General features: G+C 37.1%; 12 protein-coding genes. 3 read left to right on the top strand and 9 right to left on the bottom strand.

The window, feature by feature from the left end:
* Positions 1–182: 182 nt before the first annotated feature.
* Positions 183–1,118, bottom strand: coding sequence for a LysR family transcriptional regulator (locus tag HMPREF2811_RS04900; protein WP_071408350.1), 936 nt, complete (start codon positions 1,116–1,118; stop codon positions 183–185).
* A gap of 160 nt (positions 1,119–1,278) precedes the next feature.
* Between HMPREF2811_RS04900 and HMPREF2811_RS04895 the strand changes: the two genes are divergently transcribed.
* On the top strand, positions 1,279–2,628 hold the full coding sequence (locus HMPREF2811_RS04895; RefSeq protein WP_071408349.1) for an acyclic terpene utilization AtuA family protein: 1,350 nt from the start codon (positions 1,279–1,281) through the stop codon (positions 2,626–2,628).
* 23 nt (positions 2,629–2,651) lie between these two features.
* Positions 2,652–2,969 carry a DUF4387 family protein gene (locus HMPREF2811_RS04890; protein ID WP_071408348.1) on the top strand — a complete coding sequence of 106 codons (318 nt, stop codon included), beginning with the start codon at positions 2,652–2,654 and terminating at the stop codon, positions 2,967–2,969.
* Positions 2,970–3,258: 289 nt separating this feature from the next.
* Here HMPREF2811_RS04890 and HMPREF2811_RS04885 read toward each other — a convergent pair whose 3' ends face one another.
* The 4 genes from HMPREF2811_RS04885 to HMPREF2811_RS04870 form a co-directional block, all read right to left on the bottom strand.
* Positions 3,259–4,053, bottom strand: a complete 795-nt coding sequence (locus HMPREF2811_RS04885) for a nitrilase-related carbon-nitrogen hydrolase (protein ID WP_071408347.1) — start codon at positions 4,051–4,053, stop codon at positions 3,259–3,261.
* 11 nt (positions 4,054–4,064) lie between these two features.
* Positions 4,065–4,964 carry an alpha/beta hydrolase gene (locus tag HMPREF2811_RS04880; RefSeq protein ID WP_071408346.1) on the bottom strand — a complete coding sequence of 300 codons (900 nt, stop codon included), beginning with the start codon at positions 4,962–4,964 and terminating at the stop codon, positions 4,065–4,067.
* A 240-nt stretch (positions 4,965–5,204) separates the two neighbouring features.
* Entirely contained in the window at positions 5,205–7,631 is a 2,427-nt protein-coding gene (locus HMPREF2811_RS04875; protein WP_071408345.1) for a flavocytochrome c, read from the bottom strand.
* Positions 7,631–8,218 (bottom strand): NADPH-dependent FMN reductase, encoded by a 588-nt coding sequence (locus HMPREF2811_RS04870; protein ID WP_071408344.1) that lies wholly within the window; start codon positions 8,216–8,218, stop codon positions 7,631–7,633. The genes HMPREF2811_RS04875 and HMPREF2811_RS04870 overlap by 1 nt, the downstream gene beginning before the upstream one ends.
* A gap of 177 nt (positions 8,219–8,395) precedes the next feature.
* On the opposite strand from HMPREF2811_RS04870, the gene HMPREF2811_RS04865 reads away from it, so the two are divergent.
* Positions 8,396–9,331 (top strand): LysR family transcriptional regulator, encoded by a 936-nt coding sequence (locus HMPREF2811_RS04865; RefSeq protein ID WP_071408343.1) that lies wholly within the window; start codon positions 8,396–8,398, stop codon positions 9,329–9,331.
* Positions 9,332–9,478: 147 nt separating this feature from the next.
* Here HMPREF2811_RS04865 and HMPREF2811_RS04860 read toward each other — a convergent pair whose 3' ends face one another.
* From HMPREF2811_RS04860 to HMPREF2811_RS04845, 4 genes are all read right to left on the bottom strand, one after another.
* Entirely contained in the window at positions 9,479–10,066 is a 588-nt protein-coding gene (locus HMPREF2811_RS04860; protein WP_071408342.1) for a rhomboid family intramembrane serine protease, read from the bottom strand.
* Positions 10,067–10,096: 30 nt separating this feature from the next.
* Entirely contained in the window at positions 10,097–10,396 is a 300-nt protein-coding gene (locus tag HMPREF2811_RS04855) for a DUF503 domain-containing protein (RefSeq protein WP_071408341.1), read from the bottom strand.
* Positions 10,397–10,527: 131 nt separating this feature from the next.
* Positions 10,528–11,151, bottom strand: coding sequence for a plasmid pRiA4b ORF-3 family protein (locus tag HMPREF2811_RS04850; protein WP_071408340.1), 624 nt, complete (start codon positions 11,149–11,151; stop codon positions 10,528–10,530).
* A gap of 365 nt (positions 11,152–11,516) precedes the next feature.
* Complete coding sequence (locus HMPREF2811_RS04845; RefSeq protein WP_071408339.1) at positions 11,517–12,884, bottom strand: FAD-dependent oxidoreductase; 1,368 nt, start codon at positions 12,882–12,884, stop codon at positions 11,517–11,519.
* Positions 12,885–13,641 lie beyond the last annotated feature (757 nt).

Here is a 13,641-nt window from a genome sequence, read left to right as displayed (position 1 = left end):
TTTACAATGTTGTGTCCAAACTTTATTGTATCAGAAGCTCTCTTTCTTTTTTATTTTTTTGTCACATATGTATGATAACCTAACAGGATACACTCACTCAGCCTCATATATTTTACTAAAGACTTCTAAACCATCAATATCAGTCCCTTCAACACCTTTATTTTGGATGCAAGCCAAAAATTTTACTCTCGAATCCTTCCTTCAATTTGAGTCATAAAGGTGATCAGCGATTTTTCAGCAGGTGTTAAATAATCATACTCTTTATAACAACAATAAATTGGTCGGTTTATTGTTTGTTCTTGCAATTGACAGTAAATGGATTGAGGGACTTCTTGCTTATAACGATGGAGCACCATACTGGGAACAAAAGTAAAGCCTTTGTCTAAATCCGTTAACTGACTACAGAAATGAATGCTGGTCGTTTCCATTATATGACGTGGCTCAATATGATAAAGGGTAAATAAACTATCCGCTATTTTGCGCATCCCTCTTCCTTCTTTTAATAAAATCATCGTTTGATCTTGCAATAGCTTTATTGGAATTGCAGGATTCTGAGTACCTGGATACCAATTTTCATCCAGTACTTCCCGTTCTTTTACAAACGAAGGTGGGACCTGCAAATACACTCGGTTTTCCATTATTTTAGTGTACTGCAAGGTTGTGTGATGGGTGTGATAGACTAAAGCTAAATCCACCTTATTCTCAGCTACCATATCATACAGTGCTTCCATCCGTTCTTCTATAAAATGTAGTTCCACATGGAGAAAATTTTGATCAAAATAGTGGATGAGATGTGGTATTAAAAATTCGCCGGTTAAGGTCGTTACTCCAATGCGGATTTGTTTTTTCTCTAAATCGTCAGAATAAGCCATTTGATTTAAGACAGAACGATATATAGCATTAACTTTCTGGCAACTCTCTAAATAGAGTTCCCCTGCTGGAGTCAGAGTTAGGCCATGAGGCTCTCGTCTAAATAATAGGGTTCCTAACTCTTTTTCTAACTGACTAATATAACGACTTAAAGCTGGCTGAGAAATATATAATTGACGAGCGGCTTTGCTCATATTCTTTTCATGTGCTACTGTCATAAAATAGTTGATTTGCTTTTCATTAATCATTCGTAACACCTCTTCAAAATTATTTTTTCTATTCTCATCATAACATACAAGTTATACCCATTCTTATTTTTTCGCATTTTACATTATATCAAATACAATTTATAATAAAGCTAAAGTATACGCTTACAATACCTATTTTTATTTAGAAAGGAAGAAGAATATGAGCAAAGTAAAAGTATTTGTTCCCTACGGTGCTTTAGGACTAAATATTACCGAAGAAGCATTTGAAGCTGGTATCGCAATGAAACCAGATATCCTCTCCAGTGATGCGGGTTCAACCGACTCAGGTCCCTATTATTTAGGTTCTGGATTAGGAAAATACGCTTTAGAAGATGTCAAACGCGATTTAAAAAGGATGATTTTAGCAGGTGACCAACTGAATATTCCAATTACCATCGGTTCTTCTGGCACTTGTGGATCGGATGTTGGAGTCGACACTGTCTATCAACTTGCAGTAGAGATTTGTCAAGAAGCTGGCATTCATAAAAAGATTGCACGTATTTATTCACAACAAAATGTCGAAGTGATGAAAGAAAAATTCCGTTTAGGAAAAATCTCCCCTCTAGCTGGAGCACCTGAAATCAGCGAAGCAACATTCGATCAATGCGATCATATCGTGGCATTATTAGGGGCTGAAGCCTATATTGAAGCCTTTAATAATAATGCTGATATTATTATTGGAGGACGCGCAACCGATACCGCTGTAATTGCGGCTTACCCTTTAATGAAAGAATGTGACCCAGCTGCATGTTGGCACGCAGCTAAAACTGTCGAATGTGGCGGTGTGTGTACCTCCGCTGGTTTATTAGGAGGCGTGTTTACAGAAATTGATGACACCGGTTTTACCATTCATTGTGTCCAACCAGGAAGTACAGCTACCCCTTATTCGGTATCTTCACATATGATTTATGAAAATTCCAATCCCATCCGATTATATGAACCAGGTATTTGTATCGACATATCCAACTCAACTTATACCGCTCTCTCAGATACAGCCGTCAGAGTTGAAGGAACAACGATTGAATACTTTCCATATAATTTAAAATTAGAAGGCGCGGGTGCTGTCGGCTATCAAACTGTTAGTATGGCTGGTATTCGTGATCCAAAAATAATGGAAGACCCACAAGTTTGGATTGATTCCGTATCTGCAGCGGGTGTAGAAAAACTGACGAAAAATGGAATTGAAAAAGAGTCCTACGATTTCTGGCTACGTCCCTATGGTTACAATGGTGTTTCTGGCGCACCGGTACCTGAAGATTACCAACCAAACGAAATTCTCATGATGCTAACTGTTACCGCTGATACCCAAGAATTAGCTTCAAAAGTAGCCAAAGCCTTTAATCCATTATTGCTACATCATAATATTTTCGAAGCTAAACAAATGCCATCCTATGCCTTTATTTTCTCCCCACCTGAAATTGAACGTGGTAAGATTTATGAGTTCAAACTTCATCATACTATAAAATGTGATCCACTCGAACTCATTCGCTTTAAGTATGATGACATTTAATTCGGATAAAAGGAGGAATCAAGATGTCAGTCAAATTAAATACAGTAGAATCGATTGCTAAATATGTTCGAAGTAAAAATGCTGGTCCTTTCTGGTTAACCATCGATGTCTTTTGTCATAATGTCGAAGATACTAAAAAAATAACTACTGCATTTGAAAATAATCGTGATTATATTGCCACAATGTATGGAGTAAAACCAGAAGAGGTAGAGATTTATTGTCTTGAGCATATCCAAGTAGCTAAAGTCAGTATGCCACGGAAACCAATTGAAGGAAGCCGGGATGAAATTGATATGCACGGCGGACAAATGTATGTTTCCTTATTGGACATTGAAGTTTAAAACTAGTCTGCTGAAAATAAACAAAACCGGTAAGCTTAACATCTCTTCCGGTCGTCATATGGTTTAATTAAGAAATTGGAGCGGAAACGTTAATCGTCATCGCTCCATTTTATTTTATAGTTAAAAACAGTTTCACAAATTTCCACAATACTTTGCCAACCAAGAATAAAACTTCATTCGTCAGGCTGGGCATAAACTTGAAATAAAAAGCATTCTACTCACTGTAAAGACCCGTATTTCGAAACTCAGACTTCACAATAAAATAAAATGCTTTCTGTATCGATTTTCTTCAATATAATTCGGGACGACGGTCACGATAAAAATCAAAACTTGCTTTTACTTCTTCAATCATTTGTGGTCGAATTTCGAAGGTACCAAAAGACTCCTCATCCTTTAACATAAATTGAACATTGGTTAATGGATCAACAATTTGACTATGTCCACCGGTCACACCGGGACCATCCATTTGTTCAGGCGTAAATTGATTCGCACAAATCGTGAAAATTTGGTTTTCTAGTGCGCGGGCTTTTAATAGTACTTCTAGATGATGGATAAATGCTTTTGGCCACGCTGCCGGAATAAATAATAATTGGATGCCAGCAAGGGCCAATTTGCGGACCCATTCAACAAAATCCAAATCATAACAAATAATTAAGCCACATTTGATGCCCTCTAATTCAAAAACACACAACTCATCACCCGCGGTCATTGCTTCTGACTCGTCTTGGGGATGATAAAGGTGTACCTTATCATAGCTAGTCATAAGGGCACCCTCACGATTGTAGACGTGAGCAGTATTATAGTAGTGCTCCCCTCTTTGTTCAATAATGGAGCCGCCCACAATATTCACTCGATATTTTGTAGCTAATTGCGATAATAAAGCTTTTGTTTTTTCGCCATTGAAATCGGCATATTTTTCGGGTTGAGAAGTTGCTAGTGGCATATTCCACAATTCTGGTAATAATACCACATCACCAATCCCCTGTTCAGAATGTGCCAATTGCTCGAAAAGTGCTTCAACTGCTTGATAGGGATTCGTTGTTGGAGTCGGGCAAGCTTCTAGCTGAATTAAACTAATTTTCATTAAGTACTCCTTTACTTTTTCTGGTTACCAATAGTGTGATAAAATTCGATATAATCTTGAATAACCGCCTCAAACATCGGTTCTAAATAAATGTCAAAATGCGCGCAATCATATTCTTTAATAGTGACATGAGGTGCTTGTTGGGCCCATTTTAAAGTAGCTGAAGCTGGGGCAATGGTATCTTTTTTACATAAAGCAAAATAAATCGGTGTTGCAACGTCTCGGGCTAACTTTCCTGGCGAGTATTTTAGAAACTCTAATAAAGTACGTGCCGGGACTTGATTGATAAAATGAGCCTCCCCAATCATTCTACTGGCGCTATCATCATGATCTGCCACTGTCATCAATGCTACTTCGCCTTTATTACCTGCCAGTTTTAACATAACCGGCCGATAGCCTCTTACCATTGATACGATATCCGCCACTAAATAGGGCATCATTTTAAGTAAAGAGAAAAAAGGGACTGCACGCGTCGTCGCCCAAGTATCGGTATAAGGACATTGAGCAATTGTAGCGGTAATATCCTGACGCTCAGCGGCTAATTGAATCACATGACCGCCACTAAATGAAGTGCCAAATAAAAATAACCGAGTCGTATCGACTCTTGATTCCTTTTTTACCCACTCAATCGCCTGACGCCAATCAGCCAATTGATGTTGAACATTAATTAATTGACGCTTCTGACCCTTACTCGCCCCAAAATTACGGTAATCGAACAAAAAGCAAGCCAGGCCCGCTTGAGCAAAACGTTGGGCATATACGTCCAATCGCATATCACGCAAAGCACCTAAACCATGCGCCATTACAATCACTGGTGCCGGATAGCGTGTTGCCGGTAAATACAACCAGCCACTACAACGCGTGCCGTCAGAATAAAAATCGATGTCTTCACGGATGAATTCCCTCTTCATTATATCCCTCCTAACCAAATCTCAAATCGGTAGTGAAATAAAAAAATTTGTTTGACTTGCTATGGTCAGCCTTATCTTTGGGTTCCAGCACACCAAAAAGTTCACCATTTAATCTGTTTCATTTAGTTTATTATAACACGTCACGCTAAAAATAATATTTTAAATCAGTCGTTAGAAAAACTCATTATATCTCCCCAAAAAAAGCCAACCTCCTAAAAGGTCAGCCTCTTTCACTCTTAATTATTTAACATGTTCATCCACAGCTGTTTGACCAGCAATTCGTCCGAATGTGAAAATATCGGTTAAGGAGTTACCACCTAAACGGTTTCCTGCATGGATACCACCAGCAACTTCGCCTGCTGCGTATAAGCCTTCAATCACATTGCCATCGGTATTGATAACATGGGTTGCAGTATCAATTTTTAATCCACCCATCGTATGATGAACCGCCGGCTTTCTTGGTGTTGCATAAAATGGCGCAACTTCTACTTTTAAGTCAAAGACATCTTTACCAAAATCTGGGTCTTTTCCTGCTTCAACATAGGCATTATATTTATCAACGGTTTCTCTTAAGACTTGTGGTTCAATACCAATTTGAGGCGCTAATTCCTCAATCGTATCCGCTCTAAATAAAGTGCCTTCGGCCACTTGTTGGTCAATTTTTTCTTGACTTGTGTTATAGGCTGTCTTCTTAATTTCATCATCAGCGATTAAATAGAATAAGCTTCCATTATCAATCGCAGCTTGCGTTAAGGTGTCACGTCCTGCGTATTCATTGACGAAACGAACCCCTTTTTGGTTAACCATTAAGAAGTTAGCTGGTGGCACTTGTAGCCCTGAGAATAAGGCTCCAGTATTCGGATCAGATACTGGCATCATTTGTGAGAAGCCCATCCCCACTAAATCAGCACCAACGCTTTCTCCAAGAACAATGCCATCTCCAGTAATGGCAGGAGAGTTTGACGTTTTAATATCGTCATCAATTTCTCCCCAGTAAGTATTATATTTTTTCAGCATTTTAGTATTCGCTCCAAATCCACCTGAAGCTAAAATCACTGCTTTAGCCATGATTTTTATTGTAGTATTATTAGGACCTTTCGCTTTGACACCTACGATTTTGCCGTCTTCCACGATTAATTCTTTCACCGCTGTATCGGTCATAATTTGACCACCATTTGCCTTGACGAAATTATCTAATGCGGAGACAAAGGCATATCCTTGATTTTTAAGTGGCTTGTGTCCCCGACGCCATAATGCTCCTACGGGCATTTCAACATGATTTTTATCAAAATCAACTCCGACTTCTTCTAACCATTTAACCGATTCTAAAGCCCGATCGGTTAAGATTTTCACCAAGTCATATTGACCATAAATAACATTACCTTGTAAATCGGTCCGCTTACCGCCAATATAAGTTTGAATTCGATGCCATAATGGTGAATCAAATAAATAATCTTTACCTGCTTCACGGTCTGCTAAGTAAGCTTGAATTTGCATTTTTAATTCGCGGAAATCGTCTAAATATTCTGCATCAATTTGACCTTCATCCATCTTCGTAATGTCTTCTAAAGTCGCTGCTTCACCTGGTAAAGCTTTAAATGTATGTTGCCATTCAGGGTTAGCGGCATTCATAGGCCCACCGGTACGAATAGTATTTCCACCTACTGCCGGGAATTTTTCAAGCACAATCACTTGTTTATTATTTTGTAATACGGTGGCAGCTGCTGATAATCCGGCACCGCCGGCTCCCACTACAATGACATCCGTTGTCATTTCTTCAACTTTTTCTGCCGCCACAGCACCTGTTTTAGGTCGTTTTCTTAAGACTTCTGGGTTGGCACCAGCCATCTCTACTGCGCGTGCGACACCATCTAAGACCCCATTCGTGGTCACCGATGCTCCTGATACAACGTCAACATTCAAAGTTTGACCATCTAAAATCGCTTTTGGTACGCGAGTGAAGACCACGTCTGCAATCCCTTCTGATTCTCCACGACTATCAATGTCTATTTTTTCAATACGATTTTCACTGAAAGTTACCACCATAGGTAAATCACCATTATGGCCTTTAGCTGCCACTTCATAAGTACCTGGCTTAAATTCGATTTCTTCTGGTAAAGCCAATTGACTCACTATATTGCTGAATCGGATAAATTTCTTAAAGCAGATTTCTAAGAAAGTGACCGTGCGATCATCTTTTAATTGCCCTGCTTCATCAAAGGCTTCGTGAGCTCTCCCAAGCAAAAATTCATTCCCAGGCATAACCGTCGCATTAACACCCGGTGCATCTAAAATTTGTCGTAAATGTAATTGAGCACGAGAGGAACCTTGAATATCGTAAGAAGCCCCCACAATCATGACGGGTTTAGAGTCTAATGGATGCACTTTAAAGGATAACCATTCAAGTGTCGATTTCAATGCGGACGGAATAGAATGATTGTGTTCTGGTGTCGCAATAATTACCCCGTCAGCAGTAATAATTTTATTATTTAATGTTTGAATGACTTCAGTTTCTGTTTGATCGTTTGACTGATTAAACATTGGTACTTGGTCAATTTCAAGAATTTCAATGTCTGCTAAATCTTGAAAATGGCTTTGCATAAAGGTTAATAATTTTCGGTTGTATGATTTTTTTGCATTGGTTCCAACAATCGCGACAAACTTCATTATAAGTCCCCCTTACGTTCAATTTCACGTTTGCGTTCAATCAATAGGTGTGTAATTTCAACAAATAATTGGAATTCTTCAAAACAAGTTTCCAACTCTTTTACTTTAGCTTGATCTTTTAGGTTGCCTGTCTCATCAAAAGCTTGACTCGAATGGCCTAACAAAAATTCTGAACTTGGCATTACCCGTGCTTTAATATCGGGTGCATCTAAAATTTGACGTAAGTGTGCCTGTGCTCTTGAAGAACCTAACGCTCCTAATGATGCTCCGGTTACCATGACCGGTTTATCGACCAAAGCACGTGTTGTATAAGAAATCCACTCTAATACGGATTTTAAAGCAGCGGTAATGGTATGATCGTATTCTGGTGTCGAGATGATGACCCCATCTGCCGCTAATATTTTATTAGAAAGTTCTTGGATGCCCTCAGGTGCAATACGGTCTTCTGGCTCATTAAAAGCTGGTAAATCACGTATCTCATATAATTCAATATCTGCTTTTTTAGCAAAATGACTTTGCATAAATTGTAAGAGTTGACGGTTTGTCGATACATCTGAATTGGTACCCACAATAGCTAACAATTTCATATTATGACCCCTTTTCTATTATTAGTCGGTGTTTCATGCTTTAAGAAGCATTTAGATCGTTTATGCAAACGCTTATATGGTTATTATAAGAAAAATTTATTATATTGTGAAATATTTATTATATTATAAACCGATAAGTAATTTGTTATAATGATAAAAAGAAAGAAGGGATAACCAATGTCCATAAACGATCCAAAAACCTTACTTCAGTACTTAGATGTCCTGCTAAAGTTTGGCAATTTTACCAAAGCCGCCAAAAATTTATATATTTCACAACCTTATTTATCTCAAGTCATTTTCAGAACCGAAGAAGAATTAGGCACGACAATTATCAATCGCAAATCACCCCGCCTACAATTGACAGAGGCTGGAAAACTTTATTACCAACATTTAGAATCATTAGACAATGAAATCAACAAATTCCAGGAACAACTCTCACAATACACAGCTCATGAAAAAAACTATATTCGAGCCGGTATTTTACCGAGTCTAGGCACTTATTTATTACCCTTATTTGTACCGAAGTTCTATCAGGCCTTTCCAAATAGCCAATTACTTATTGAAGAAGACCTTCCTAGAAAAAATGAAGAACGTGTTCTAGCACAACAAAATGATTTTTATATTGGTCAAAATCCTGAAACCGTCTCACCCAATTTAATCTATTATGAAACGCAATCCTATTCCTATTATGCGATTATCCCACCGATGTCACCTCTTTATAAAGCAGGCATTTTATACCGACCTTATGAAGAGTTTTCTATTAAGGATCTCTTGTCCAATCCACTGGTGTTAACGTCTGCTGGTTCTGCCATTCGTCGTCAAATCGATCATATCTTACAGCATTATCACATCCAACCAACTATTTTAATGGAAAGTTCAAACATTTATACCGTAGCAGAATTAGCCAAACAAAATCTAGGAGTAACATTTGTGCCTCAGCACGTCCTAACGGTGCAACCAGAAGCTCAATATAATTTAGTTGAACTTCCTCAAAAACTGATATCGTTGAAATATTTTATAGCTCATGCAGCCAATAAAACTTTAACAGCAAGCGAAAAAGGTTTAATCGAATCCTTTATGACACTGACTAATGTACCTAAAAAACTTACTTAAATCCAAATGAATGAATAACCTCAAAAAAACTTCACTTATCTCCCTTAAGCAATATACTTTACCCCATAAAAATAACCAAGGTTACTCATCCAAAAAAGATAAGTAGCCTTGGTTACCATGCTTAAAGAGTGCAAATAACAAAGTCATTTATCGTTGCTTAGCTTGATACAAGTTTAATTGATAGCCTAAATACGCCCCTACTAAACCACCGATAATATGCGTTAAATTTGAGATATTATCGGAAGTAAAGAGGCCTTGATGGACTTCCTTGCCGATATAAAGCAACGCCACCAAAATAAACGCAATCGGAATTTCACTTTCTTTTAAACTGGTCATCGATGCGAATAATATGAAAGCAAAAACTACTCCACTAGCTCCAAGTAACGCCACTCGTGGAAATAGTAAAAAATGAATCACACCCGTTATGAAGGCTGTCGATAAGATGACCACTAAAATATTCAGCGAACCATACTTATCTTCTAGCAAGGGTCCAATCACTAAAAACATCATCATATTACCAATCAGATGATCCCAATTTGCATGACCCAAGACATGTCCAAAAAATCGCAAATAAGTTAAGGGATCCCATAACGATGAACGGTAAACACTGAATAGCGTACGCGTCAAAACGCCTCCTAACACCTTATCAAACAACAGAATCATAAAACTAGCAAAAGCAAAAGACAATATGACTGGCGAATTAAATGATAATTTCATTTTCTTAGCGTTTTTCATGTGACTGCACTCCTTCATCGAACATTGATATTAATCAACAACCAAAATATCCCAATTAACTTCCTGTAATTCGCAGGACTTATTCAAAGTAAAATCATATAAGAAATCTTCAATCCGTTGAGCATATTGCTCGCATTCTAGTTCCGACAAACAAACCAACGCTAGCGATAAATGTAGCTGTTGATAATCTTCTTGATGTGCCGTCTCTCGCACACTAACTGAAAATCCCTTTTTTAACTGTGAAACTAACGACTGGCGAATACTGCGTTTGTCTTTTAAAGAGTTAGCATAAGGTAACTTTATCAAAACTTCCAAAACTAAAATTAACACGCGTCATCCTCCTAAAAAGTATCTATCCTCAGTATAGCATCAAACTTATCTTTAAAATAACAAAAACCCTATGAACTTTACAAACTTAATTGTAAAACCATAGGATTTTAATTTAATGGATCAAAAATAAATTACCAATTGATTTCCACTTCTGAATTATAAATATGATAAGGCAAAATAACATCACCATTATTTAGCCTATAAAACTTCGCTAATCGCTTATTCACTTGAGGTAGATCATAATCTTCTAAAATTCTAGGATTCCATTTAACCCACGCTTGATACTCTTTAGAATCAGGGGTTTTTGCCAGTTCTCTAATTTCCTCTAAACCTCCAAGGCCGCCACAATCTTCCGATATGTTTTCGCCACGAAAGCTGACCACGCTAGGGACCTCCTCTGATGTTGTGACCTTTACTTTCATCAAGGTGATTTTAAACTCCCAATTATCACCGAAATCATAGGTATAATCGAGACTGTTTAATTCTAATAAGTAAGGAAAAACAAGTGTCTTATCTGCATCCACAAAGTCGATACCATCACGATAAGAATTAAAATACTCATCACGTATATACTCTAGGTTTATTTCAAAAGGATACGACTTTTTTGTGAAATGAAACAAATGCATATCAAACAGGCCAAATGCAATTTGAATAATATGATGCAACTCAAAAAAAGTGATACGATTCGGCAATACTAAATTACGCCAAATCGGAGGCGACTTTATCTCTTTTAATTGAACTTTAACTTGAAACATTTTTTCAACTCCCTAATCAAATTGTTATTAAAAAAAATAGCATTTATCTACTTACAGTATAAGATATCGAACGCACTTTTTCTACTTAGTTCTTCCATGAAAATGCTCTGGGCTTTCCCATAAAAAATGAATGTGATGTTTTAATTGAATCTTTCCTTAGATTCTAAGTTGCAATTGACGCTCCTGATTCCATATTGAAGTTAGAAAGATGGATACTATTTTTAATTAATCAAATGCAACAAAAAAAGTCTCTAAGCTTATAATACTTAAAGACTTTTTACTATTTTAATTCTTATAAAGAATATCATTCAATTCAAATGATTGTTTCATTTCCACAATAGAGTATAGAAATTAATTCGTTTGAATTAGAATAAAATCTTGTCTGCTCCACCAAATTGATTTCCTAATGCTTGATGAGCAAGCACTTGAACATAATGCCATGGACGGTCATAATTTGGTTGATAGAAGAAGTCTACCATTGCTAATTGTTCTAACGTCCATTTAGCATTAATCGCAATCGATAACGCATTGATGGAATCCGCCACGTCATGAATAGAAACAAATTGTGCGCCTAAAATCACATGCGTGTCTTCATCGAAGTAAATCTTCATATGAACCGTACCTGGTCGACGCATAAAGTCTGGATAAACTTTTTCTTCACAATAAGCTGAAGCAATCTTACCATCATAACTATCCGCACTCACATGCCCTAAACCTGTTGTGACAACCGTATAATCGAAAACATGTAAAGCAGAAGTTCCTGATACAGGCATCATCTTCACCACTAATGATTCTTTTCCTAAAGCATGTAAAGCCGCCACAATTCCTTGACGACGAGCATTCGTTGCTAAAGCGATATTAGTTTTCTTGCCGGTCGGTGCATACATAACTTTAGTTGCATCCCCACCCGCATAAATGTCTGTTACAGAAGTGCGCATGAATTCATCGATTTCTACAAATCCACGATCATCGATATCGACAATTCCTTTTAACCATTCGGTATCTGGTTTAACTCCTACTGCAATAACAACGGTATCAGCCTCATATTCTCCTTTATCCGTTACAACGCCGGTTACTTTGCCGTCTTCACCGATTAATTTCTCAACTTTTTCTTGACCTTTGAAAGTCAAGCCTTTTTCTTTGGCATGATTTTCTAATACAGTCGCTAATTCCGGATCAACATAAGTTGGTAAAATATGGTCTAGACCATCTAGTAAAACTGTTTCGATTCCTGCTTCTGTGTAGGCCGTCGCCACTTCAACACCAATATAGCCTGCCCCAATTACGACTGCTTTTTTACTAGATTTCATTCGTTCTTTAACGGTTCCTGCATCTTCACGCCCACGGAAAGTATGAACATTTTCTAAATCGTACCCTTCAAATTTAGGAACAGGTGCAAAACCACCAGGACTGAGTAGGAGCTTATCATAGCTTTCTTCCTTCTCACCTTCACTATCCTTAATTTGAATTGTTTTAGCCTCAGGATTAATCCCCACTACTGCTGTTGAGTAATGCATATGAATCCCTTGATCAGCATAAGATTGGTTGGTAGCAAAATGCAATTCGTCTAAAGCTTGAGCAATACCTTGAAGATAAGATTGAGCACCACAAGACATAAAGGACGCGTGGTCACCTGCTTCATATAAATGAATCTCTGCACTCGGTTCTTGCTTCAAGATAGTCTGTACCGCTTCAAATCCAAAATGCGATGTTCCAACTACTACGTACTTCATAAAAAAGTCTCCTCTCGTTTATTATAACCATTCTAAACTGGCAACATATTCATCTTAACACTCATCAAAAAAACTTGCATCTAAAAAGACTTATAAATCAAATTCTTTTATTAAAGTTGTTAGTACAAGACATTTCTTATAATTGAAATTTCGAAATTCAATCATCCCTAATAAAGTGCCATATTTAGTCTCTATACTTAACAAGCGGGATTGGGAAGAGGAGGAAAATTAGATGATTTTGCTTTTGATGCCGTACACAATTTGGTTGGTATCACTAATCTTTCGACTCCGTCTGACGCCAGTCAACTATTTCGATTATCAATTAATCAGATTTTACCAACGTAATTGTTGAAGTTTTTTCCAACTTCTTTTCGCTATCTAACCATCCCAAGGCATGTCTTTTCACAATGTTTCATTTTTCAAAACAAGGTAAAATATTTTCATCTAAAAGCCAATTGAACAATGTAAGCATTCCAAATCGACAAAAAATAATAAAAATGATAAAATAATGCATTTTTTGTTTTCATAAATTTTCAATATGTCTCATTTTGAGACACGAAAACAACCTTTTTTGAATGTTATTTTCATTTCCATAAAATTTAGAAAAATAATCCGCTAAACTTTATATATTCTTAATAATTAAGCAAAATATGTCTCAAAATGAGACACGGGCTTGTGAATGAAAATAATTAGAAAAAAATGCTCCGTTAAATTGTAATTTTAAATTCGTTTCACAAGCAACCTGAGTAATAACTAA

The sequence above is a fragment of the Globicatella sp. HMSC072A10 genome (genome assembly GCF_001811625.1).
In the GTDB taxonomy this organism is placed as follows: Bacteria; Bacillota; Bacilli; order Lactobacillales; family Aerococcaceae; genus Globicatella; species Globicatella sanguinis.
Note: the sequence above shows the minus strand (reverse complement) of the source record. Positions and strands in the feature narration are given on the sequence as shown.